The organism is Thauera butanivorans, from assembly GCF_048398245.1.
GTDB lineage: Bacteria > Pseudomonadota > Gammaproteobacteria > Burkholderiales > Rhodocyclaceae > Thauera > Thauera butanivorans.
On record NZ_CP183038.1, the window covers coordinates 2,071,617 to 2,094,671 of the forward strand.

The window sequence follows — 23,055 nt, forward strand, 5'->3', positions numbered from 1 at the left end:
CGGGATGAACGCGTGCGCGCGTTCATCCCGTTTTGTCATCGGGGCTCGATCGACGGTTTCTCTGATCACCGCATTACCTGCAAGCAGCGAAACAGACAAAATACAGGTGGCTTTCATCATGATGAAGCAACTCGAACAGACCTCGCATTTGTTCGGCTCGAACGCGCCGTTCATCGAAGAGCAGTACGAGAATTATCTCGCCGATCCGGGCTCCGTTTCGGACGAATGGCGCAACTATTTCGACCAGCTGCAGAGCCAGCCCGGCGTCGTGGCGCGCGACGTCGCGCACGGCCCGGTGATCGCGGCTTTCGAACAGATGGCCAAGCGCGGTCCGGTCCGCACCGTGGTCGCCGGAGAAGGCGAGGACAAGCAGCAGGTTTCGGTGCTGCAACTGATCAACGCCTACCGCTTCCTGGGCAACCGCTGGGCCAACCTCGATCCGCTCAAGCGTACCGAGCGCCCGCAGATCGCCGAGCTCGAGCCGTCCTACTACGGTTTCACCGAAGCCGACCTGTCGAAGAGCTTCAATGTCGGCTCCTTCCACGGCTTCTCGACCGAACGCGCCAGCCTGCGCGAGATCCTCGAAGCGCTGCGCCAGACCTACTGCAGCGCGATCGGTTCGGAGTACATGTACATCTCCGACATCGCGCAGAAGCGCTGGATCCAGAGCCGGCTGGAGAGTGTGCGCGGCACGCCGAAGTTCTCCGTCGAGATCAAGAAGCGCATCCTCGAACGCACCACTGCCGCGGAAACGCTCGAACGCTATCTGCATACCCGCTACGTCGGCCAGAAGCGCTTCTCGCTGGAAGGCGGTGAAAGCGCCATCGTCGCGATGGACGAGATCGTCCGCGTCGGCGGCAGCCTGGGCGTGGCCGAAACCGTGATCGGCATGGCCCACCGCGGCCGCCTCAATGTGCTGGTCAACACCCTGGGCAAGTCGCCGTCGATGCTGTTCTCGGAGTTCGAGGGCAAGGCCGCTGCCGACCTGACCGCAGGCGACGTGAAATACCACATGGGCTTCTCCAGCGACGTCATGACGCCGGGCGGCCCGATGCACCTGACGCTGGCCTTCAACCCGTCCCACCTGGAAATCATCAACCCGGTGGTGGCCGGTTCGGTCTATGCGCGCCAGATCCGCCGTGGCGACGCCGACAAGGGCCAGGTGCTGCCGGTGCTGATCCACGGTGACGCCGCCGTCGCCGGCCAGGGTGTCAACCAGGAAATGCTGAACTTCTCCCAGACCCGCGGCTACGGTACGGGCGGTACGGTGCACCTGGTCATCAACAACCAGATCGGCTTCACTACTTCCGATCCGCGCGACTACCGTTCCTCGCTGTACTGCACCGACATCTTCAAGATGGTCGAAGCGCCGATCTTCCACGTCAATGGCGACGATCCCGAAGCGGTGGCCTTCGTCACCGCGCTGGCGGTCGAATTCCGCCAGGAGTTCAAGAAGGACGTGGTCGTCGACATCGTCTGCTTCCGCAAGCTCGGCCACAACGAGCAGGACGAGCCGATGGTCACCCAGCCGCTGATGTACCGCAACATCCAGAAGCACCCGGGCACGCGCAAGCTCTACGCCGACCGCCTGGTGGCCGAAGGCAGCATCGGCGCCGACGACCCGGAGAAGATGATCGCCGAATACCGCGAGCACCTGGACCGCGGCGAGCTGCTGTACAACCCGGTGCTGTCGGGCCACAACCGCCAGTTCTCGGTGGACTGGACGCCTTTCCTGAAGCAGCCCTATACCGACGCAGCCGAGACCGCCATTCCGGTGCAGGAAATCAAGCGTCTCGGCGAACGCCTGAGCACCGTACCCGAAGGCTTCGCAGTGCATTCGCGGGTCAAGAAGATCATCGACGACCGCGCCGCGATGGCGCGCGGCGAACTGCCGCTCGACTGGGGCATGGGCGAGAACCTGGCTTACGCCAGCCTGCTCGCGCAGGGCTACGGTGTGCGCGTCTCGGGCGAAGACGTCAATCGCGGCACCTTCTTCCACCGTCATGCGGCGCTGCATGACCAGCGCCGCGAGCGCTGGGACGAAGGCACCTACAAGCCGCTGGATCACATCCAGGAAGGGCAGGCCCGCTTCCAGTGCTACGACTCGGTGCTGTCCGAGGAGGCGCTGCTGGCCTTCGAATACGGCTACTCCACCACCGAACCCAACGAGCTCGTGGTCTGGGAGGCCCAGTTCGGCGACTTCGTCAACGGCGCCCAGGTCGTCATCGACCAGTTCATCAGCTCGGGTGAAGCCAAGTGGGGCCGCCTGTCGGGCCTGGTGATGATGCTGCCGCACGGCTACGAAGGGCAGGGGCCGGAACACTCGTCGGCCCGTCCCGAGCGCTTCATCAGCCTCGCCGCCGAGAACAACTGGCAGATCGCGGTGCCGACGACGCCGGCCCAGATCTTCCACCTGCTGCGCCGCCAGATGGTGCGCCGCCTGCGCAAGCCGCTGATCATCATCACGCCGAAATCGCTGCTGCGCCACAAGGAAGCGATCTCGTCGATCGACGAATTGGCCAACGGCCACTTCCAGACGGTGATTCCGGAGGTCGAGAACCTCGACCCGAAGAAGGTCAAGCGCGTGGTGCTGTGCCAGGGCAAGATCTACTACGAACTGCTGGCGCACCGCCGCGACAACAACATCACCGATACCGCGCTGGTGCGTGTCGAACAGCTCTATCCCTTCCCGGCGGAAGCCTTCGGCAAGGCGATCGAGCAGTTCCCGAACGCCAAGGAAGTCGTCTGGTGCCAGGAAGAACCGCGCAACCAGGGTGCCTGGTACTGGCTCGCTTCGCGCCAGCATCTGGTCAACGTGCTCGGCACCAAGCGCAAGCTGCTGCTGGTCAGCCGCCCGGCCTCGGCATCGCCGGCGGTGGGCTACTACGCCAAGCACAACGAGCAGCAGAAGGCCGTCATCGAGAACGCCTTCGGCCCGATCCGCGACACCACGCCGCAGTCGCCGAACTGATGTCCCAGAACCGATAGAACGAACAGGGAGAGAACTCCATGCTGATCGAAGTGAAAGTACCGCAGCTTTCCGAATCCGTTTCCGAAGCCACCCTCGTGTCCTGGCACAAGAAGGTGGGTGACGCCGTCTCGCGCGACGAGAACCTGATCGACATCGAGACCGACAAGGTCGTGCTCGAGACGCCGGCGCCGGCCGACGGCGTACTGGTCGAGATCGTCAAGAACGATGGCGATACCGTGACCTCGGGCGAACTGATCGCCCGCATCGACACCGAAGCCAAGGCCGCCGCAGGTGCCGCGCCCGCCGCCGAACCGGTTCCTGCGGTGACTGCGCCGCCGGCTGCTGCCGCGTCGTCGGCCGCCGGTGCCGCGAGCCCGGCCGCGCGCAAGATCCTCGACGAGAAGGGCATCGCCGCCGCCGATGTCGCCGGTAGCGGCCGTGGCGGCCGCGTCACCAAGGGCGACGCCGTCGCCGCCCAGCCGAAGGCTGCCGCCGCCGCGCCCGCGCCCGCGGTGATCGCCGCCGTCGGCGACCGTCCGGAAGAGCGCGTGCCGATGACCCGCCTGCGCGCCCGCATCGCCGAACGCCTGATCCAGTCGAAGAACGAAAACGCCATCCTGACCACGTTCAACGAAGTGAACATGGCGCCGGTGATGGCGCTGCGCAAGCAGTACGGCGACAAGTTCGAGAAGGCCCACGGCGTGCGCCTGGGCTTCATGGGCTTCTTCGTCAAGGCCGCCGTGGCCGCGCTGAAGAAGTACCCGATCCTGAACGCCTCGGTCGACGGCAACGACATCGTTTACCACGGCTACATCGACATCGGCATCGCGGTCGGTTCGCCGCGCGGTCTGGTGGTGCCGATCCTGCGCAACGCCGAATCGATGTCGATCGCCGACATCGAGCTGAAGATCGCCGAGTTCGGCCAGAAGGCCAAGGACGGCAAGCTGTCGCTCGACGACCTGTCCGGCGGCACCTTCTCGATCTCCAACGGCGGCGTGTTCGGCTCGATGATGTCGACCCCGATCATCAACCCGCCGCAGTCGGCGATCCTCGGCATCCATGCCACCAAGGATCGTCCGGTGGCCGAGAACGGCCAGGTCGTGATCCGTCCGATCAACTACCTGGCGATGTCCTACGACCACCGCATCATCGATGGCCGTGAAGCCGTGCTGGGCCTGGTGACGATGAAGGAAGCGCTGGAAGATCCGGCCCGCCTGATCCTCGACGTCTAAACCACACGAACCGGGGCGCATTCCACCGCAGGGCCTGGAGCCGTGCGATGGGGTGGCGCCCCGTTTTTTCGCAGGAGAGATGAATGTCCCAAGAATTCGACGTCCTCGTCATCGGCGGCGGCCCCGGCGGCTATGTCGCGGCCATCCGTGCCGCCCAGCTCGGTTTCAAGACCGCATGCTGCGAATCCAACCCCTATGCCGACCCCAAGGGTGAACCCCGCCTGGGCGGCACCTGCCTGAACGTCGGCTGCATTCCGTCCAAGGCGCTGCTGCACACCTCGCACCTGTTCGAGGAAGCCGGCCACGGCTTCGAGAGCCAGGGCATCAGCGTCGGCACGCCGAAGATCGACGTCGCCAAGATGATCGCGCGCAAGAGCGGCATCGTCGATCAGCTCACCGGCGGCATCAAGGGCCTGTTCAAGAAGAACAAGGTCACGCTGCTGAACGGCCACGGCGCCTTCGCCGGCAAGGGCGACGCCGGCTGGCACGTCAAGGTCGGCGAAGAGCTGATCGTCGCCAAGCAGGTCATCGTCGCCACCGGCTCGGCGCCGCGCCACCTGCCGGGCATCCCGGTCGACAACAGGATCGTCTGCGACAACGTCGGCGCGCTCGACATCGACGCCGTGCCGAAGAAGCTCGCAGTGATCGGTGCCGGCGTGATCGGCCTCGAGATGGGTTCGGTGTGGCGCCGCGTGGGTGCGGACGTCACCGTGCTCGAAGCCATGCCCGACTTCCTCGCCGCCGCCGACCAGGACGTCGCCAAGGAAGCGCTCAAGGTCTTCACCAAGCAAGGCCTCAAGATCAAGCTCGGCGTCCAGATCGGCGAGGTCAAGGTCGGCAAGAAGGGCGTCACGATCAACTACAAGGACAAGGACGGCGCCGACCAGAAGCTCGAAGCCGACCGCCTGATCGTGTCGGTCGGCCGCGTGCCGAACACCGAAGGCCTGAACCCGGACGCCGTCGGCCTGAAGATCACCGAGCGCGGCATGATCGAAGTCGACGACCACTGCCGCACCAACCTGCCCGGCGTGTGGGCGGTGGGCGACGTGGTGCGCGGCCCGATGCTGGCGCACAAGGCGATGGAAGAGGCGGTGATGGTCGCCGAGCTGATGGCGGGCCAGGCCGGCCACTGCAATTTCGACACCGTGCCGTGGGTCATCTACACCAGCCCCGAGATCGCCTGGGTCGGCAAGACCGAGCAGCAGCTCAAGGCCGCGGGCGTCGCCTACAAGGTCGGCAAGATCCCCTTCCTCGCCAACGGCCGTGCGCTCGGCATGGGCGACCCGACCGGCTTCGTCAAGATGCTGGCCGACGCCAACACCGACCGCATCCTCGGCGTGCACATCATCGGCGCCAATGCCTCGGAGCTGATCTCCGAAGCCGTGGTGGCGATGGAGTTCGCCGGCTGCAGCGAAGACCTGGCACGCATCTGCCACGCCCACCCGACGCTGTCGGAAGTGGTGCATGAAGCGGCGCTGGCCTGCGACAAGCGCCCGCTGCACTTCTGATCGACCTGCAGCACCAGGAGGGGTGAGACGCGGGGACTGTCCCGCACTCACCCCTTTTTCCCGTCAAGCTCCCCCGCTTTCACCCATGCCCCATCGCACCCTCAACGTCCCCGAGCGCGGGATGATCGACGCCTACGAGGCCCAGCTCGCGGCACGCGGCTTCAAGTCCGACCCCGCCCAGCGCGGCGCGGTGCAGCGCCTGCAAGCGCTCTACACCGAACTGGTGGGCTTCAAGGCGGCTCGCCGCGGCACGCTGCGCAAGCTGTTCGCGCGGCCGAAGATGCCGCGCAGCGTGTATTTCTGGGGCGGCGTGGGGCGCGGCAAGAGCTTCCTGATGGACTGCTTCTTCGATTGCGTGCCCTACCAGCGCAAGCGCCGCGTGCATTTCCATGCCTTCATGCAGGAAGTGCAGAACGACCTGAAGCGCTTCAACAACGAGCCCGATCCGCTGCAGAAGGTCGCCGACCGCATCGCGGCGCAGACCCGGCTGCTGTGCTTCGACGAATTCCACGTCTCCGACATCGCCGACGCGATGATCCTCGGCCGCCTGCTGGAAGCGCTGTTCGCGCGCGGCGTCATCTTCGTGATGACCACCAACTACCCGCCCGACGGGCTGTATCCGAACGGCCTGATGCGGGTCAATTTCCTGCCGACCATCGAGTTCATCAAGAAGAACTTCGACGTCATCGAAGTCGATGACGGTACCGACTACCGCCTGCGCACGCTGGAGACGCTGGAGATCTTCCTGGTGCCGCACGATGCCACTGCCGAGCGCAAGCTCGAGGAGGACTTCGTCCGCCTCGCCGGCGGGCAGGGCGAAACCGGCGAGCTCGAGATCCTCGAGCGCAAGCTCAAGGTGGTGCGCAAGGCGCCGGGGGTGATCTGGTTCGACTTCGACACGCTTTGCCGCGGCGCACGTTCGCAGAACGACTATCTCGAGATCGCGCGCGAACACCACACGCTGCTGCTGTCCCGGGTGCCGAAGATGTCGCCGTCGGACGCCTCCGAGGCCAGGCGCCTGACCTGGCTGATCGACGTGCTCTACGACCACCGCGTCAAGCTCATCGTCAGCGCCGAGGCGCCCGCCTACGAGCTGTATACCGAAGGCCAGAATGCGCACGAGTTCGTGCGCACCGTCAGCCGCCTGATCGAAATGCGCACACGCGACTACCTGGCCGAGGCGCATCGGGTCGAATAGGGCCGGGTCGGGCAGGACTGGCTTGCCCTCGGAGCGCCCCGGAGGGCATGCTCGATCTCGCTGCGCACTGCCCCTGGGAGCTTTGAACAAGTTATCGATGCAGCAATGCCCGGTACCGCATGGTCCGGGCGTTTTTCCGACGAGGTGCCGATCCGGCCGCCGGGCCAGCCCTCTTCAGCCTCAACTGCCGATCACGCCACCGTCATCCTTGGTGATGACGATGGTCGCCGAGCGCGGCACCGAAGTGCCGCCGTCCGGCCAGTGGCTGTCGCCGTCCTCGCCCGGGTGCTGGATGTTGATGAACATCGTCCTGCCGTCCGGGGTGAAGCTCAATCCGGTCACCTCGCACTCTTTCGGGCCGACGAAGAAGCGGCGGATTTCCTTGCTGACCGGATCGGCGCACAGCATCTGGTTGTTGCCCTGGCCTTCGTATTCGCCGGCGTTGCTGTAGTTGCCGTCGGTCTGGATCCACAGCCGGCCGTCCGGGTCGAAGCCGAGGCCGTCGGGGCTGTTGAAGGTGTTGTCGGCGGTGACGTTGGCCGAGCCGGACTTCAAGTCGCTGCGGTCGGTGTATTTCACCGGGTTGCCGGCGAGCACGAAGATGTCCCATTCGAAGGTGGTCGCCTTCGGATCGTTGCCGGTTTCGCGCCAGCGCACGATCTGGCCGTAGCGGTTCTGTGCGCGCGGGTTGGCTTCGTCGGTGACGCTGCGGCCCGAGTTGTTCGTCAGCGTGACATAGACTTCGCCGCTGTCCGGATGCACCGCGACCCATTCGGGGCGGTCCATCTTGGTGGCGCCGACCGCATCGCCGGCGAGGCGGGCGTGGATCAGCACTTCGGCCTGGTTGGCGAAGCCGGCCAGTTCCGGCGTGGCATTGCGGTCGAGCAGCACCCATTCGCCATCGCCCATGAAGTCGCCGCTGGCCGCGCCAGACTTGAACTTCGCCACATAGAGCTCGCCCGAGTCGAGCAGGTTGGCGTTGTTGCGCTGGTCGCCGGCAACGTACTTGCCATCCGAGACGAACTTGTAGATGTAGTCGTCGGCCTGGTCGTCACCCATATAGACCACCACGGTGCCGTCTGCGGCGATGCGGTAGGCAGCGTTCTCGTGCTTGATGCGGCCCAGCGCGGTGCGCTTCTTCGGCGTCGATTCGGCATCGAAGGGGTCGATTTCGACGATCCAGCCGAAGCGGTTGGATTCGTTCGGCTCCTTCTTGTAGTCGAAGCGGTCGTGGAACAGCTCCCAGCCATAGGCGGTTGCGCCGGAGGACAGGCCGTAGCGCTTCTGCGCGGCGCTGCGGCCGTCACCGGCGATGGTGGTGCCGAAGTAGGTGTTGAAGTTTTCCTCGCAGGCGAGGTAAGTGCCCCACGGCGTCCAGCCGTTGCCGCAGTTGTTGAAAGTGCCCAGCACGAGGGTGCCGGTGGGGTCGGCACTGGTCTGCAGCAGCGCATCGCCGGCCGCCGGGCCGGTCAGGCGCATCGGCGTGGCGGCGGTGATGCGGCGGTTGTAGCGCGAGCCGAGCTTGATTTCCCACTTGCCCGCGGCATTCCTGGCGATGTGGATCACCGACACGCCGTGCGCGTTGATCGCCTTGTCGGCCTGGTCGAGCGTGGTGATCGTGGTGTCCTGGGTGCCGAACAGCCAGGTGTAGGTCGCAGCGCCGCTGGTGGTGACGTATTCGTGGTTCATCACCAGCAGGCCTTCGTCGCTGTTGCCTTCGGTCAGCGGGAAGAAGTGCATGCCGTCGTGGTTGTCGCCGACCTGGCGGGCCTGGGCGGCGGCATCGTCGCGGCCGTTCTGCCACGCCGGATCGCCGGCGAACAGCGGCGTGCCCCAGGGCGCGAACACGGTGGCGGTATAGCCGGCGGCAATGCGCACGTCGTCGCCGGTGAAGATCGGGATCGCCTGGAAGCCGAGCAGCGAAGCCGGTTCCTGCGGGGTTTCGGCGACGTCGTCATCGTCGTCGTCATCGCTGTTACAGGCCGACAGCGAGCCCGCCAGGAAAACGGCGGCCGACAGCCCCAGCCCGCTCTTCAGGAAGCCGCGGCGGCTGACGGCGCGTTCGACGACGGCCTGGAAGTGCTCGTTGTCGGAAGTGTTGCTCGGCAGGTCTTCGAGCATTTCAAGCTTGTTCATTGGCTTCATTTCTCCAGGTTGGGATCCAGCGAGCGAGGATTCTCGTCATGCCGCGTTACGACACGGTGAAGCTTTCCTTACCGCTGTGTGCTGCGGGCGCGGCAACTCACCAGGTGACGCGCAGCGCACCGTCCGCAGCCGGGCGCGCGAGGTCGGCAGTCATCGCACCGATCTGGCGCAGCAGCTCGCGCTCGCCAGCCAGGGTGATCTCGCCCTTGCTGAATCCGCCTGGCATCACTTCGGCCTCGCCGCTGGCGTTCAGCCGGTTGTGTTCGTCGCTGGCGAGGACGAGCCGCAGGCTGCCGGCGCTGGCCTGGGTGTCGAGCCGGTAGCGCCCCAGCCGCGCATCCGGCAATACGTCCAGTGACAAGGCGTCCACCGTGAGTTGCAGCCGACCATCGCAGGCGAATGCCCAACTGCAGTGTTCCAGCCTGCCGCCGGCATGCAGCCTGCCGTCCCAGCCGAGGCGGGCGGCCGGGTGGGGCAGGGTTCGTAGCAGTGGCGCCAGCGGCAGGCTGGTGCCGGGCAGCTCGAGGTCGAAACCGCGTGGCGAGACGAGCAGCCTGGCGGGAGGCTGCTCGTCGACGGCAAGCGCAAGCGCGATGCGGCCTCGCCATAGCTCGCCGAAGTCGAAGCGCCAGGTAATGTCGGCCCAGGGGCGGAAATTGCCTGCCTCGCGCTCGACCAGCAGGCCGCTGCCGCGCCACAGCGTGCCCTGGCCGGTGCTCAGCCGGATGCGGCCTTCGCTCACGCGCTCCATGCCGCGGTCCAGCAGCGAGGCCGGTGCGCAGGCGATGGCGAAGCCCGCCACCAAGCCCGTCAGACACAGTGCGCGCAAGGCTGGGGAAGAGGCCAGCGTCCGCATCAGCGCGTCATGCCGTCGCGGTCGAGCACGGCGGTGTAGCGGCTGCCCGCAGCGCCGTCGAACTGCATCTCCACGACGCGCAGGCCGTATTCGGCGTGGATTTCTCCCAGCCAGGGCAGCAGGAGGGGGAGAGCAGCGTGGCCAGCGATGTGGAAAGCCTGGTCGCCGCCGACTTCGATGTCGACTTCGAGGCCGTGCGAAGTGGCGCTGGCGCCCAGCAGCGCGGCATCGGCCGCGGCGAGCGTGCGTGGCGCCTGGCGCAACCGGGCGAGTTCGGCTGCGTTGCGCTCCATGCGCACGAGGCTTTCGGCGAGCAGCGGAAGCTGGCGATCCAGGCGTTCCCGCTCGGCAAGCAGGCTTTCGGTGCCGAGCAGCAGGACCGCCGCCAGCACGACCGCGAGGGCGGCTCGCAGGGCGCGCCGTTCGCGTGGAGACAGGCGCTGTACGATCATGCGGCAGCGTTCGGCGGGAGTGAAAGTCATCAGGGTTCTCATATGGGCTAGCGCGATATCGGGATCGGATGGAATGTTGCCGGGGCGGCGATCAAGGGCTGGACGGAAAGGAACTGCATCGATGCAGTGGGCCGGGAGCGGAGCCGAGTGGTGGAAACCGGGGAGGGGCGGGCCGGAAAAGGCATGGAATCAAGGGGCCGGAGACAGCGTCAGCCGCTGGCCGTCGCCTTCCGCTTCCACCGTGAAGCCGCGCCGGACGAGACGGGTGCCGAGTGCCGGGTTCGACGGGGTGGCGGTGCCGGGTGTGGCGGAGGACGCGGCCGGCAGGTCGACGCTCAGGCTCCGGTCGCGATAGCTGAAGGCGGTGGGCAGGGTGCCGCTTGCGTCGACGACGGCGCCGAGCATCGACAGCATGTCGTCTTCGACCAGTTCTCCCAGCATGCGGCGCGCATCGCGCAAGGCGCGCTGAAGCTGGCGTGCCGGCGCGACGGCGGGCATGCCGGGCAGGGCGCCGGCAAACACCCGTGCCTGGCGCTGCTCCAGCCGGGCGAGTTCGGTGCGGTCGGCGAGCAGGCTGGCAACCGTGATGATGCCGGCCAGCGCCAAGGCGCCAGCGGCGGTGAGGACAGGCCAGCGCAGCCGGGACCACAAGCCGGCGCCAGCGCCAGTTTTGGGTGTGAAGCCGCCGTGCAGCAGCGTATGCGCCTGTGCGCTGCGTGCCCATACCGCAGCGAAATCGATCGGCTGCATGCCGACGCCGGTGCGTCGGGCGAGGGTGTCGCAACAGGCCGGTGGCAGCGGCGGCACGAAGGCGAGTTCGATACGCTGCGGCATGCGGCTGCCCGGGTCGGCAAGGGCGAGGGCCAGCAAGTCGGCGATGGCTGCCGTCCGCCCGTCGCCGCTGCCGCCGTTATTTTCATCTTCGCCGTTTCCAGGCTCTCCATCCTTGTCGACGGCGGCAAGGCCGGGGGGCGGTAGATCAAGGGCGAGCGCGTCGCCGCCGCCGGTGCGCAGCGCCATGCTGCGGCTGTCGCCGCTTGCCAGCTGCCAGCATTCGGCGCTGGCCGCGAGGCATTCGAAGATGCTCACTGCGCGCTGCAGGGGCCGTTCGAGGGCGTCGAACTGGGCGCAGATCCGGCGCAGGCGGGCGGCATCGACCACCAGCAGCTCGAGCCGCCGTGCAGCCGGATTGCCGCTGCCGTTCGTCGTATCGCCTGTGCTTTCACTGGTCGCGCCGCCGCTGCCAGAGGATTCGGCGATGACGGTGAGGTGCTCGTGGTCGACGTCGCGCGCAAGCCGGGCTTCGAGCGCATAGGCGATCAGCGCCGGGCGGTCCTTGCGCTTGCCCGGCGGCACGGTGACGCTCAGCAGCCGGGTCTGGGCGCCGTCGAGGATGGCGACGTGTTCGTCCGCCGCCGGCCAGTGCCGGGGGGCGCTGCGGCCGTGCTGGCTGCTACCGTCGCGCATGCTCAGGCGCCACTCGCATTCGGGTATGCGTGGCCAGTGTTCGGGGATCAGCAGCGTGAGGCGGGATTTCATTCGTAGCGGTACCAGAGAAGAGTCGGCCAGTTCCGTTCGCGCTCGAGCAGCGCATGCAGGCGGGTCACGGCCTCGCCGTAGGCGGCATGGATGTCGACGCGGAAGTAGCGGCTGCGCACGTCGAGCACCTCGCGGCCGGGCGGCACCGCACCTTCGCCGAGGCGGGCGCGGAAATCGCCGGGATTGCGATACCAGATGCGTTCACGCTCGGCGGCGAGCAGGCGGGCCTGGTCGAGAGGCAGCCCTTCGACGACTGCTGCGAGCACTTCCGGCGTGGCGGTGTTGGCGTTGATCGGCGCACCGGCGGGCAGTGCGGCCAGGTGCGGCGCCAGTGCGGCGAGAATGTCGGCATCGAAGCCCGGCAGGCGCAGCAACTCGTCGACCGAAGCCAGCAGCGGGCCGTAGCGGGCAGCCGGTTTGCCATTTGCCGATGTGCCTGTTTCGGTTGACGAAGGCGGTGTGCGCAGATGGACATCGAGCGCATGCACCAGCCGTGTTGCGGTCCCCGCATCGCCGAGCACGAGGCCGAACAGCCGCTCGCAATGTGTCCGTGCAGCTCCGTGCAGGCGCCGCGAGGGGTGCAGCGCATTGAGGTCGAAGCGCCCCGACAGCTCGCTGATGTGGCCGCCGATGATGCCTGCGGCGGGGTCGCCGTCGATCGGCGTCGGCGGAATCCGGATCGCCCAGGCTTCGCCCGGGTGGTCGCTGCTGCTGTTGCGTCCGTCCTGCGCCAGCACGCTGCGCGCCCAGTCCACTGCGCCGAGGGCGAGCTGGCGCGACTGGGCCTGCTCGTGGCGGCCGGCGTGGATGTCGTAGGCGTGGCCGAAATCGGCGAGCGCAGCCGCCGCCAGCATCGCCGCCAGGCTGGCGGCCAGCAGCGCGAGGATGATGGCGGCGCCGCGCTGGCATTTGCGCAGTCGCTCAGCGCAGCGCATAGGTCCGCAGCAGCGTGCCGGCATCGGGAAGATCCAGCTCCAGCGTGACCGCTGCCGGCAGCGGCGGCGCAGTGGCCGCGTCCTGCTGCGGCCAGCTGTCGTACCAGCGGCCCTCGTGCAGGAAGCGCCAGCGCACGGCATCGACCTCGTCCAGCAGCGTCAGCCGCTCGGGTGCGGCGCTAAGGTTACTACCGTCCCACATCCACCATTCGAGCCTGCGCTCGGTCAGCAGGAAGCGGGCGCGAGCGGGCAGGCCGTCCTGTCCTGCCGGCATGGTGAAATCCAGCGTGCCGGCCATGCCTGAAGTGCCGCCGGTGTCCAGCCGCAGCGCACCGGCTGCCGGCACGATCTGCTGCAGCTCGTTGCCGATGCGGTGCGTGGCGCTGGAAATCGCGCGCCAGCGTTCGAATTCGGCGCCGACGTGCTGGCGTGCATCGGCAAGCTGGCTGCTGGCTTGCCAGGTCAGCACGCCCAGCACCGCGAACACGGCCAGGGCGACCATCACTTCGATCAGGGTCAGGCCGCGTTGTGCGGCGGTCGTGGCGTTCATCGCGGCGGCCTCACGGCGAAGCCGGTCATGCTCGCCAGCGGTCTGCCGTCGGCGGCGTGAACCTCGACTTTCACTCGGCGAAACAGCGGATTCGGCGTGCCGCTGACCGTTTCGGTCCAGCGGTAGCGCTGCCTCCCCATCATGCTGTCCCCACGGCGCTGGCCGATGGCCGGCCAGGCCTGGCCGGCGCGCAGTTCGGCGAGGCGGTTTTCCGCCACCCAGGCCGCCAGTGTGTGCTCGCGCAGGCTGGCGGCGGCGACGACGGTGCCGCCCATCGCGCGTGTCGCAGCGCTCAGCGCGAGGGCGACGATGGCGAGCGCGACCAGGGTTTCGAGCAGCGTGAAACCGGCGGCGGGATGTCTCATCGCTTTCATGCCGGCGGCCGTGCGGTGCCGTGCCGCACGCGGCCGCTCATGTCGCCGTCGAGCGTGTGCAGGGTGTTGCCGTGACGCAGTTGCAGGCGGTAGCGCGGCGGCCGGCTGCCGAAGACGATGCGGTGATGCAGCGGCGAGGCGAGGGCGCGTTTGCCGCCGATGTGCAGGCCGGCCCAGTCGAGGCCATCGGGCAGTTGCCTCGGCGCCAGCAGCGCATCGGTCTCCAGCGGGCGCCATTCGCCGTGGCGGTCGAGCTCGGCGAAACGGTAGCCGTCGGCAGCGAATTCGAGCGCCAGCCGATGGCCGCGGATCTCGGCGCGCGCGGCGGCGGTTTCCAGCGCGCGGCGCAGGTGATCGATGGCCGCCTGTGGATCGTGCGCGCGCACGCTGTCGACCATCAGGCCGACACCGCCGGCCGCGATGCCGAGCACCAGCAGAGTCACCATCAGCTCGACCAGCGTGAAGCCGTGCTGCCTGGACATGGCTTGGGGCTGGCGTGCTCAGGGTTGCCAGGAGCCGATGTCGGCATCGAAGCCTTCGCCGCCGCTGCGGCCGTCCGCGCCCAGGCTCATGACGTCGACCTCGCCGTTGATGCCGGGGTTGAGGTACTGGTAGGGATTGCCCCAGGGGTCGGCCGGCAGGCGCTCGACGTAGGGTTTCCAGTTGTCCGGCAGCGGTGCGATGGTCGGCCGCAGGACCAGCGCGTTCAGCCCTTGTTCGGTGCTCGGGTAGCGGCGGTTGTCGAGCTTGTAGAGCTTCAGCGCCTGCATCAGCGAGGCAATGTCCTGGCGGGCGGCGACCACGCGCGCCTCGTCCGGCCGGCTCATGACTCGCGGCACCACCAGCGCGGCGAGCACGCCGAGGATGACGGTCACGATCATGACTTCGATCAGCGTGAAGCCGCGCGGCAGTTGCGGACGGCGGAAACGCAGTGCCGAAGAGTGACGCGGGGCTGAATGGGCGGCAGGGCTTGGGATGGTGGACATGCTTACCTCATCAAGGTGTTGATTTCGATGATCGGCTGCATCACCGCGAGCACGATCAGCAGCACGACCGCGCCCATCAACAGCAGCAGGGCGGGTTCGATCAGGCTGGTCAGCGTCGCGGTGCGGGATTCGAGCTCCTGCTGCTGCAGGCGGGCGGCCTTGTCGAGCAGCGGTGCGATCTGGCCGGTGGCTTCGCCGTTGGCGATCATGTGCAGCAACAGCGGCGGGAAGGCGCGGGTCGCGGCCAGGGCGCGCGACAGGCCGACGCCTTCGCGCACCCTGCCGGCGGCGCTGGCGACCGCCTGGCGCAGCGGGATGCGCTGGACCACGCGGCCACCGGCTTCGAGCGCGGCCAGCAGCGGCACGCCGCTGCCGACGAGGATGGACAGGGTGCTGGCGAAGCGGGCGGCGTCGAGCGTGCGCAGGTGGCGGCCGATCAGCGGCAGGCGCAGCAGCAGGCGGTCGACGCGCAGGCGGAAGGCGGGCTTGCGCAGTGCGGCGGCGAAGGCGAGACCGAAGCCGCCCACGGCGGCGGCGAGCAGCGCGCCGTGGTGCTGGATGAAGGCGGACAACGCGATCATGATCCGCGTCAGCGGCGGCAGGCTCTGGCGGCCCTGCTCGAACACGCCGACCACCTGCGGCACGACCCAGACCATCAGCGCGATGACGATCGCCAGCGCGACGATGGCGACCAGCACCGGGTAGATCAGCGCCTGCAGCGTCTTGCGCCGCAGCGCCTCGCTTTGTTCGAGATGGTCGGCCAGTTGCATCATCACCCGCGGCAATTCGCCGGAGCGCTCGCCGGCGGCGACCGAGGCGCGGTACAGCGGCGGAAAGGCCTTGGGGAAGCGTTCGAGTGCGGCGCTGAGGCTGTGGCCGGCGACGATCTCGCTGCGCACGCCGGCTAGGATCCGCCGTGCCGATTCCTGTTCGGCCTGCTCGATCAGCGCCGCCAGTGCATGTTCGGCGGTGAGACCGGATGCCAGCAGCGTGGCCCACTGGCGCGACAGCAGCGTCAGTTCGGCGGCCGGCAGGCGGGCGCCCCTGGAACTGGTGGTCGTGCCGCTGCCGACCGGGTCGGCTTCCAGCGGCGCGAGGCCGCGTTCGCGCAGCGCGGCGCGTGCGGCGCGCGGGCTCTCGGCTTCGATGACGCCACGCTGCTCGCGGCCTGAGCCGTCGAGGGCGCGGTACTGGAATGCGGCCATGCCTGAGTTCCCCTCAGTCGCGCATCACGCGCTGCAGTTCGTCGAGCGAGGTGGTGCCGGCGCGCACGTGGCGCATGCCGTCGTCCACCAGCGAGCGCGCGCCGGCAGCGCGTGCGGCGCGGCGCAGTTCGGCTTCCTGGCGGCCGTCGTGGATCAGCGCCTCGAGTTCGCCGTCGACCCGCATCAGTTCGTAGATGCCGATGCGGCCGCGGTAGCCGCTGCTGCCGCATTGGCTGCAGCCTTGCGCGCGCCAGCGTGCCGGCGCGTCGTCGAGGCCGTTGGCGGCAGCGGCGGCCAGCGTGTCCGGTGTCCTGCACGCCGGGCACAGCTTGCGCACCAGGCGCTGGGCCAGCACGCCGCGCAGCGTGGAGGCGAGCAGGAAGGGCTCGACACCCATGTCGATCAGGCGTGTCACCGCCGACGGGGCGTCGTTGGTGTGCAGCGTCGCCAGCACCAGGTGGCCGGTCAGGCTGGCCTGCACCGCGATGCGCGCGGTCTCCAGGTCGCGGATCTCGCCGATCATGATCACGTCCGGGTCCTGGCGCAGGATGGCGCGCAGCGCGCGGGCGAAATCGAGCTCGATGCGCGGGTTGACCTGGATCTGGCCGACGCCCGGCAGATCGAATTCGACCGGATCCTCGACGGTGACGATGTTCAGGCGGCTGGCGTCGAGCGTGCGCAGCGCGGCGTACAGCGTGGTGCTCTTGCCCGAGCCGGTGGGGCCGGTCACCAGCAGGATGCCGTGCGGCTGGGCGAGCAGATCCTGGAAGGCGGCTTCGGTGTCGCCATCCATGCCGAGGGCGTCGAGGCCGAGCTGGCCGGCGGACTTGTCCAGCAGGCGCAGCACCAGACGTTCGCCGTGGGTGGTCGGCAGCGTCGATACCCGCACGTCGATCTGCCTGCCGGCCAGGCGCAGGCCGATGCGGCCATCCTGCGGCAGGCGCTTTTCGGCGATGTCGAGATTGGCCATGATCTTGATGCGCGAGGCCATCGCCGCATGCAGGCCGCGGTGCGGGCGGGCGATGTCCTGCAGCACGCCGTCGCGGCGCAGCCGCACCACCGAGGCCTGCTCGTAGGGTTCGATGTGCACGTCCGAGGCGCGGTCGCGCACCGCCTGTGCCAGCAGCGCGTTGATCATGCGGATGATCGGGGCGTCGTCCTGGCTGTCGAGCAGGTCCTCGACTGCCGGCATCTCGGTCATCAATTGCTCGAGATCGACTTCCTGGCCGACGTCGGCGACGATGTCTGCGGCGTTGCGTTCGCCGTTGCCGTAGGTCTCGGCAAGTTGGGCGTCGAACTGCGCGCGGGCGAAGGTGTGGAGTTTCAGCGGCCGCGCGAGCACGCGCCGCGCCTCTGCGAGCGCGCCGAGGCCGGCATCCTCGCGCAGCACGACTTCGGCATGGTCGGCATGCAGGGCGCGGACCAGCACGCCGTGGCTGCGGGCGAAGCCGTAGGGCAGCGGGGCGGCGCTGCTCATGGCTGTCCGTCCGCGCTGGCGCTGCCGGTCGGTGCGGAGCGAATCAGCAGTTCGGCCACGGGTGTGATCCGCGCCTCGACGATCGGCGGCAGTTCGGGGGGCGCCGGCTCGCCGCGCATCAGATCATCGGCCGAGGCGCTCGCGCGCTGCTGGCCGATCACGTAGTCGTAGCGCGACTGGCTCAGCGCGGCATGGCTGTCGCGGTCGCGCAGGATCACCGGGCGCAGGAACACCACCAGGTTGGTCTTGCTGCGCTTGCGCGTGCTGTAGCGGAACAGGCTGCCGGCGACGGGCAGGTCGCCGAGCACCGGCACTTTTTCCTCGCCGCCGGAATAGCTGTCCTCGACCAGGCCGCCAAGGGCGATGATCGAACCGTCATCGACCAGCACCATCGATTCGATCGAACGCTTGGTGGTGACCGGGCCGTTGGCGGCCTCGGCGCTGCCGAGCAACGCCGAGGCTTCCTGGTAGATCTGCAGCCGGATCGAACCGCCTTCGGAGATCTGCGGCCGCACCTGCAGCGTGAGGCCGACGTCGCGGCGCTCGATGGTCTGGAAGGGATTGGCCGGCGTCGTGCCGCCGCCGGTGTTGGTGTATTGGCCGGTGACGAAGGGCAGGTTGCGGCCGACGACGATCTTGGCTTCCTCGTTGTCCAGCGTGACGATGTTCGGCGTGGACAGGATGTTGGCGCTGACCTCGTTCTCGAGGAAGCGCGCCAGCACGCCGAGGCTGAACACTTCGCCGATGCCGGGGATATTGACCCTGCCGCCGCCGATGGCGATGTTGAGGCCGTTGCCGGGCAGGCTGGGCGTGCCGCCATTGGCGGTGCTGCCGATCAACTGCAGCAGGTTGTTGCCGCCGCTGCCGAAGGCGGTGCCGCCGATGATGCCGACGGCGTTGCTGCCGCTGCCGCTCGAGCCGGCGCCGATCCATTGCAGGCCGAATTCTGCGGCGCGTTCGGTCGAGATCTCGGCGATCAGCGCTTCGATATAGACCTGCGCACGGCGGCGGTCGAGCTGGTCGATGACCTGGCGCAGGTTGCGGTAGATCGCATCCGGCGCATTGATGATCAGCGCGTTGTTGATCGGGTCGGCCTGCACCGCGCCGGAACTTTCGCCCTGGAGCGGGGCGCTGCGCTGGCCGGCGGCCGTTGCCAGGCCTGCGCCGGTGGCGAGGCCGCCATCTGCTTCGGTGGCCATGGTGCGCGTCAGCGGCGTGGTGCCGCTTGCGCCGTCCGTGCCGGTGCGCGCCTCGCCGGCGAGCGCGGCGTTCAGCGTCGCGGCGACCTGGCGGGCGTCGGCGTTGCGCAGATAGACGACGTGGATGTTGGCGCCGGCGCCGGGGCGGTCGAGCGAGGCGATCAACTGGCGGATCGAACTGAGGCGGCTGGGGTTGTCCACCCGCAGCAGCAGCGCGTTGCTGCGCGGCTCGGCCATGATGCGCGGTGCGTCCGGTCCGCCTTGCTGGCCGCCGCCAGTCTGTTCGCCCAGCAGCCGGGTCAGGATGGGGGCGAGATCGATCGCCGCGGCGTGCTGCAGCTCGAACACCGCGACATCGCTCTGGCTGACGTCGATGGAGGAGATCACCGCGGCGATCTGCTCGATGTTCGATGCGTAGTCGGTGACCACCAGGGTATTGTTCGAGGCGAAGGCGGTGACGCTATTGTTGGGCGACACCAACGGCCGCACGACGCCGACCATCTGCGCGGCGGATTCGAACTTGAGCGGGAAGACCTGGGTCACCAGGCGGTCGCCGCGGGCTCCTTGGCTGCCACGGCGGGCGGCGGACACCGGCGCGGCGTGCTGCTTGGCATCGGCTTCGGGCACGATCTTGATCACGCCTTCGCCTTCCACCGCGGTGAAGCCCTGCAGGCGCAGCGCCGACAGCAGGATGGGATAGCTGAGTTCGCGCGCGATCGGGGTGTTGGTGACGATGTTGAGCTTGCCCTTGACGCGCGGATCGAGCAGGAAGTTGTGCCCGGTCAGGCGTCCGATCGCATGGATCACGTCGTCGATGTCGGCGTTCTGGAAATTGAGCGAGACCGGTTCGCCGGCAGCCTGCGGCCAGGCCGCGGCGGCGTGCAGCGACAGGGCACACAGACAGCATGCGCGCAGCCAGCGCCCGATTGCCGAGCGTCTGGCGGTGTGCCCTGTGGTGGCGCGCCCTGCGGCAGTGCTGATCGCCTGTGCATTGCGCGGTGCCGGTGACAGCGCATGAGCATGGCCAGGCGGACAAGGCGTCGGCGGACAGGAAGGCATCGTCATCGGGGAAGAAGGATTCAGGGCGTGTAGGTATCCGGAGTTCATGGCCTGGACGGGGCCTCGTCGGAGGAGTCCGGGCTGCGCGCTTCGGCAAGGGCGAGCTCGACAGTCCGTCCGGCGCGTTCGAGCACGACGCGGTCCGGCCGGATCGCGATCAGCGTCCAGCCCTCTGCCGTGCCGTCGCCGGCAAGCACGGCACGGCGCTGGCCATCGACCGTCTCGAACAGGGCGAAGCCACGCTCGCTGCCGAAGCCGGTCGCCAGGCCGACCAGCGTGAATGGTGGTGCGGCGGCCTGTGTTGCAGCGGCCGCGGATGCGGATGGCGCGCCGCCGGCATGGCGCATGATCTTCGCCGCCACCGAGCGTGGGTCGGCGTCGTGCTGGGGCAGGGCAATGAGCGGCGGCGTGTCCCGCCACGCCCAGAATGCGTCGGCCGCGAGCCAGGCGACCAGGCCCAGCGACAGCAGCCAGGCCAGCGCGGGCAGCCAGGCCGATTCCACCACTGCAGTCCATCCGCGGTGGTTGCCAAGCCATTGCATGCCGTCTCCCGAGTCATTGTTGCAAGTACGTTTCTGTCACATTTCCGACTCGCCGGATCGTACAGAGCGGACATGACGGAAATGTGATGGCTCGTGGCGCGCAATCTCTCAGCTCATTGAAAGATGATGTCTATTCGGATAAGTTGACAGCATTGAAAGCGATTCATAGGACAAGACGACATGGCCACGGTGACGGTAAGAAATCTGCCGGATGAAGTGCATCGCGCGCTTCGCGTACGGGCCGCCCAACATGGCCGCAGCACCGAGGCCGAAATCCGCGAAATCCTGGAAGCCGCAGCCCGACCGCCCGAGCGCGTCAGGCTCGGTTCCCTGCTGGTCTCCATCGCCCGCGAGGCGGGTGGCCTGACGGATGCCGAAGCCGAGCATTTCAATCAGCTCCGTGACAGGACGCCGGCCGAGCCGATGAGCTTCGAATGATCGTCGTCGATACGAGCGTCATTTCCGAATTGTGGAAGATCGAGCCGAATCCGAAGGTGTTGGCGTGGATCGATGCACAGGCTGTCGAAACGCTCTATCTGTCCGCCATCACGGTGGCCGAGTTGTGCTACGGCATTGCAACGATGCCCGAGGGCAAGCGCCGCACGGTCTACCAGCAGCGCCTGGAACATGAGGTGCTGCCGGTTTTCGCGGGCCGTGTGCTGCCCTTCGATCTGGATGCTTCGCGAGCCTATTCCGACCTGATGGCGCGGGCGAGGGCCGCGGGCAACGCCATCGGCGAGGCGGACGGCCGCATTGCCGCCACGGCCGCAGTGCATGGCCTGGCAGTCGCAACGTGCGACACCAGCCCTTTTCAGGCCGCCGAGCTGGACACCATCAATCCGTGGGAGGCAGTGTGACCGACATCGCCGCGGTGTTTGCCGAATCGGGACCGCTCGCGGCTGCGATCCCCGGTTTCCGCGCCCGCCCGCAGCAGATCGAGATGGCGCAGCAGATCGCCGAGGCGATCCGCGCCCATCGCGTACTGGTGGCGGAAGCCGGTACCGGCACCGGCAAGACCTTTGCCTATCTCGCGCCGGCGCTGCTGGCGGGCGGCAAGGTCATCGTCTCCACCGGCACCAAGACGCTGCAGGACCAGCTTTTCAACCGCGACCTGCCGACCGTGCGCGCGGCGCTGAAAGTGCCGGTGTCGATCGCGCTGCTGAAGGGCAGGGCGAACTACGTCTGCCACTACCATCTCGACCGCAATGCCCGCGACGGCCGCTTTCTGACCCCGCAGGACGCGGCCGACCTGCGCGCCATCGCGCGTTTCGCCCAGATCACGCAGAGCGGCGACAAGGCCGAATGCACCGACGTGCGTGAAGATTCGATGGCCTGGCTGGCGGCGACTTCGACCCGCGACAACTGCCTGGGCCAGGACTGTCCGAACAAGGAAGAGTGCTTCGTCATGCAGGCGCGGCGCAACGCGATGGAAGCGGACGTCGTCGTCGTCAACCACCACCTGTTCTTCGCCGACGTGATGCTGCGCGACGAAGGCATGGGCGAACTGCTGCCGGCCTGCAATGCGGTGATCTTCGACGAGGCCCACCAGTTGCCCGAGACGGCCAGCCTGTTCTTCGGCGAGAGCGTGTCGACCGCCCAGGTGCTGGAGCTGGCGCGCGACACCCGCTCCGAGACGGTGGCCGCGGCGCGCGATTGCGTGGCGATGATCGACCAGAGCCGCAATCTGGAAAAGGCCGCGCGCGACCTGCGCCTGGTGTTCGGCAACGACGGCGTACGCCTGTCCGCCGCGCAGGCTGCTGAGCGCGAAGGTTTCGACGCCCAGGTCGAGGCGCTGGAAAAAGCCCTGAGTGAATTCCACGCCGTGCTCGAAACCCAGGCCGAACGCTCCGAAGGCCTGGCCAACTGCCTGCGCCGCAGCGAGGAAATGATCGAACGCCTTGCGCGCTGGCGCAACCCGGAAGACAAGGAACTGATCCGCTGGGTCGAAGTCTTCAGCCAGTCGCTGGCTCTCAACGGCACGCCGCTGCATGTGTCGGACGTGTTCAAGCGCCAGCTCGAAGGCCATCCGCGCGCGTGGATATTCACCTCGGCCACGCTCGCGGTCGGCAAGGCGGATTTCGGCCACTACTGCCGCGAACTCGGCCTGGCCTGGATGGATCCGCCGCCGATGACGTCGGTGTGGGGCAGCCCCTTCGACTACGGCGAGCAGGCACTGCTGTACGCGCCGGCAGGGATGCCGGACCCGAACTCGCCCGACTATACCGAGCGCGTCGCCCGCGTCGCCCTGCCGCTGATCCGCGCGGCGCAAGGGCGCGCTTTCGTGCTGTGCACCTCGCTGCGCGCGATGCGCCGCATTCACGAACTGATCGTCGACGGCCTGCAGCAGAGCGGCGACGAACTGCCGGTGCTGCTGCAGGGCGAAGGTTCGCGCACCGAGCTGCTGGAGCGCTTCCGCCGCCTCGGCAACGCGGTGCTGGTCGCCAGCCAGAGCTTCTGGGAAGGCGTGGACGTGCCGGGCGATGCGCTGTCGCTGGTGGTCATCGACAAGCTGCCTTTCGCCTCGCCCGACGATCCGGTGCTGGCCGCGCGCGTCGAGCACATGCAGAAGCAGGGGCTCAGCCCCTTCATCCACCACCAGTTGCCGCGCACCGTCATCAACATGAAGCAGGGCGCCGGCCGCCTGATCCGCAGCGAGCGCGACTGCGGCGTGCTGTGCGTGTGCGACCCGCGCATGATCGACAAGTCCTACGGCAAGGTCGTCTGGCGCAGCCTGCCGCCGATGCGGCGCACGCGCATCGAGGACGAGGCAGTGGCCTTCCTGGAAACGCTGCCGCCGCCAAAGGCGGGGGATTGAGCATGCTGGGGT

At 68.0% G+C, this 23,055-nt stretch carries 20 protein-coding genes; 7 read left to right on the top strand and 13 right to left on the bottom strand.

The features are described from left to right. Positions 1 to 118 precede the first annotated feature (118 nt). From ACNQFN_RS09965 to zapE, 4 genes are all read left to right on the top strand, one after another. Positions 119 to 2,971: a 2-oxoglutarate dehydrogenase E1 component gene (locus ACNQFN_RS09965; RefSeq protein ID WP_068636617.1), complete on the top strand. Its 2,853-nt coding sequence runs from the start codon at positions 119 to 121 to the stop codon at positions 2,969 to 2,971. A 38-nt stretch (positions 2,972 to 3,009) separates the two neighbouring features. After that, the gene (gene odhB, locus ACNQFN_RS09970) at positions 3,010 to 4,203 is read left to right on the top strand and encodes a 2-oxoglutarate dehydrogenase complex dihydrolipoyllysine-residue succinyltransferase (protein ID WP_068636593.1); all 1,194 of its coding nucleotides are present in this window, start codon (positions 3,010 to 3,012) and stop codon (positions 4,201 to 4,203) included. An 83-nt stretch (positions 4,204 to 4,286) separates the two neighbouring features. Next, complete coding sequence (lpdA, locus tag ACNQFN_RS09975; RefSeq protein WP_068636592.1) at positions 4,287 to 5,711, top strand: dihydrolipoyl dehydrogenase; 1,425 nt, start codon at positions 4,287 to 4,289, stop codon at positions 5,709 to 5,711. A gap of 85 nt (positions 5,712 to 5,796) precedes the next feature. Then, entirely contained in the window at positions 5,797 to 6,909 is a 1,113-nt protein-coding gene (gene zapE, locus ACNQFN_RS09980) for a cell division protein ZapE (RefSeq protein ID WP_418648706.1), read from the top strand. A 180-nt stretch (positions 6,910 to 7,089) separates the two neighbouring features. Here the strand turns inward: zapE and ACNQFN_RS09985 are convergent, their stop codons facing one another. The 13 genes from ACNQFN_RS09985 to ACNQFN_RS10045 form a co-directional block, all read right to left on the bottom strand. Continuing rightward, positions 7,090 to 9,045 carry a PhoX family protein gene (locus tag ACNQFN_RS09985; RefSeq protein ID WP_068636590.1) on the bottom strand — a complete coding sequence of 652 codons (1,956 nt, stop codon included), beginning with the start codon at positions 9,043 to 9,045 and terminating at the stop codon, positions 7,090 to 7,092. A 106-nt stretch (positions 9,046 to 9,151) separates the two neighbouring features. Further along, complete coding sequence (gene gspN / locus ACNQFN_RS09990; protein WP_418648707.1) at positions 9,152 to 9,910, bottom strand: type II secretion system protein N; 759 nt, start codon at positions 9,908 to 9,910, stop codon at positions 9,152 to 9,154. Continuing rightward, complete coding sequence (gene gspM, locus ACNQFN_RS09995) at positions 9,910 to 10,392, bottom strand: type II secretion system protein GspM (protein ID WP_068636588.1); 483 nt, start codon at positions 10,390 to 10,392, stop codon at positions 9,910 to 9,912. The genes gspN and gspM overlap by 1 nt, the downstream gene beginning before the upstream one ends. A gap of 159 nt (positions 10,393 to 10,551) precedes the next feature. Then, on the bottom strand, positions 10,552 to 11,901 hold the full coding sequence (gspL, locus tag ACNQFN_RS10000) for a type II secretion system protein GspL (protein WP_418648708.1): 1,350 nt from the start codon (positions 11,899 to 11,901) through the stop codon (positions 10,552 to 10,554). Further along, positions 11,898 to 12,836 (bottom strand): type II secretion system minor pseudopilin GspK, encoded by a 939-nt coding sequence (gspK, locus tag ACNQFN_RS10005; protein WP_418648709.1) that lies wholly within the window; start codon positions 12,834 to 12,836, stop codon positions 11,898 to 11,900. The genes gspL and gspK overlap by 4 nt, the downstream gene beginning before the upstream one ends. Next, entirely contained in the window at positions 12,823 to 13,386 is a 564-nt protein-coding gene (locus tag ACNQFN_RS10010; protein ID WP_068636585.1) for a type II secretion system protein GspJ, read from the bottom strand. The genes gspK and ACNQFN_RS10010 overlap by 14 nt, the downstream gene beginning before the upstream one ends. Next, positions 13,383 to 13,760: a type II secretion system minor pseudopilin GspI gene (gene gspI, locus ACNQFN_RS10015; protein WP_418648710.1), complete on the bottom strand. Its 378-nt coding sequence runs from the start codon at positions 13,758 to 13,760 to the stop codon at positions 13,383 to 13,385. The genes ACNQFN_RS10010 and gspI overlap by 4 nt, the downstream gene beginning before the upstream one ends. Then, a complete protein-coding gene (locus ACNQFN_RS10020) occupies positions 13,757 to 14,242 on the bottom strand; it encodes a pilus assembly FimT family protein (RefSeq protein ID WP_068636583.1) in 486 nt (161 codons plus the stop codon). The genes gspI and ACNQFN_RS10020 overlap by 4 nt, the downstream gene beginning before the upstream one ends. A gap of 18 nt (positions 14,243 to 14,260) precedes the next feature. Further along, positions 14,261 to 14,746, bottom strand: coding sequence for a type II secretion system major pseudopilin GspG (gene gspG / locus ACNQFN_RS10025; RefSeq protein WP_169802964.1), 486 nt, complete (start codon positions 14,744 to 14,746; stop codon positions 14,261 to 14,263). Between the two features lie 2 nt (positions 14,747 to 14,748). After that, positions 14,749 to 15,951 (bottom strand): type II secretion system inner membrane protein GspF, encoded by a 1,203-nt coding sequence (gspF, locus tag ACNQFN_RS10030; RefSeq protein ID WP_068636582.1) that lies wholly within the window; start codon positions 15,949 to 15,951, stop codon positions 14,749 to 14,751. 13 nt (positions 15,952 to 15,964) lie between these two features. Continuing rightward, positions 15,965 to 17,428, bottom strand: coding sequence for a type II secretion system ATPase GspE (gene gspE / locus ACNQFN_RS10035; RefSeq protein ID WP_068636581.1), 1,464 nt, complete (start codon positions 17,426 to 17,428; stop codon positions 15,965 to 15,967). Then, positions 17,425 to 19,692 carry a type II secretion system secretin GspD gene (gspD, locus tag ACNQFN_RS10040; RefSeq protein WP_418648711.1) on the bottom strand — a complete coding sequence of 756 codons (2,268 nt, stop codon included), beginning with the start codon at positions 19,690 to 19,692 and terminating at the stop codon, positions 17,425 to 17,427. The genes gspE and gspD overlap by 4 nt, the downstream gene beginning before the upstream one ends. 38 nt (positions 19,693 to 19,730) lie before the next feature. Further along, positions 19,731 to 20,228 (bottom strand): type II secretion system protein N, encoded by a 498-nt coding sequence (locus ACNQFN_RS10045; protein WP_418648712.1) that lies wholly within the window; start codon positions 20,226 to 20,228, stop codon positions 19,731 to 19,733. Positions 20,229 to 20,408: 180 nt separating this feature from the next. Between ACNQFN_RS10045 and ACNQFN_RS10050 the strand changes: the two genes are divergently transcribed. Genes ACNQFN_RS10050 through ACNQFN_RS10060 form a run of 3 tightly spaced genes read left to right on the top strand, consistent with a single transcriptional unit; the run spans position 20,409 to position 23,043 of the window. Beyond that, entirely contained in the window at positions 20,409 to 20,666 is a 258-nt protein-coding gene (locus tag ACNQFN_RS10050) for a FitA-like ribbon-helix-helix domain-containing protein (RefSeq protein ID WP_068636579.1), read from the top strand. After that, positions 20,663 to 21,085 (top strand): type II toxin-antitoxin system VapC family toxin, encoded by a 423-nt coding sequence (locus ACNQFN_RS10055; protein ID WP_418648713.1) that lies wholly within the window; start codon positions 20,663 to 20,665, stop codon positions 21,083 to 21,085. Before ACNQFN_RS10050 ends, ACNQFN_RS10055 begins: the two co-directional genes overlap by 4 nt. Then, a complete protein-coding gene (locus ACNQFN_RS10060) occupies positions 21,082 to 23,043 on the top strand; it encodes an ATP-dependent DNA helicase (protein ID WP_068636577.1) in 1,962 nt (653 codons plus the stop codon). The genes ACNQFN_RS10055 and ACNQFN_RS10060 overlap by 4 nt, the downstream gene beginning before the upstream one ends. Positions 23,044 to 23,055: the final 12 nt, after the last annotated feature.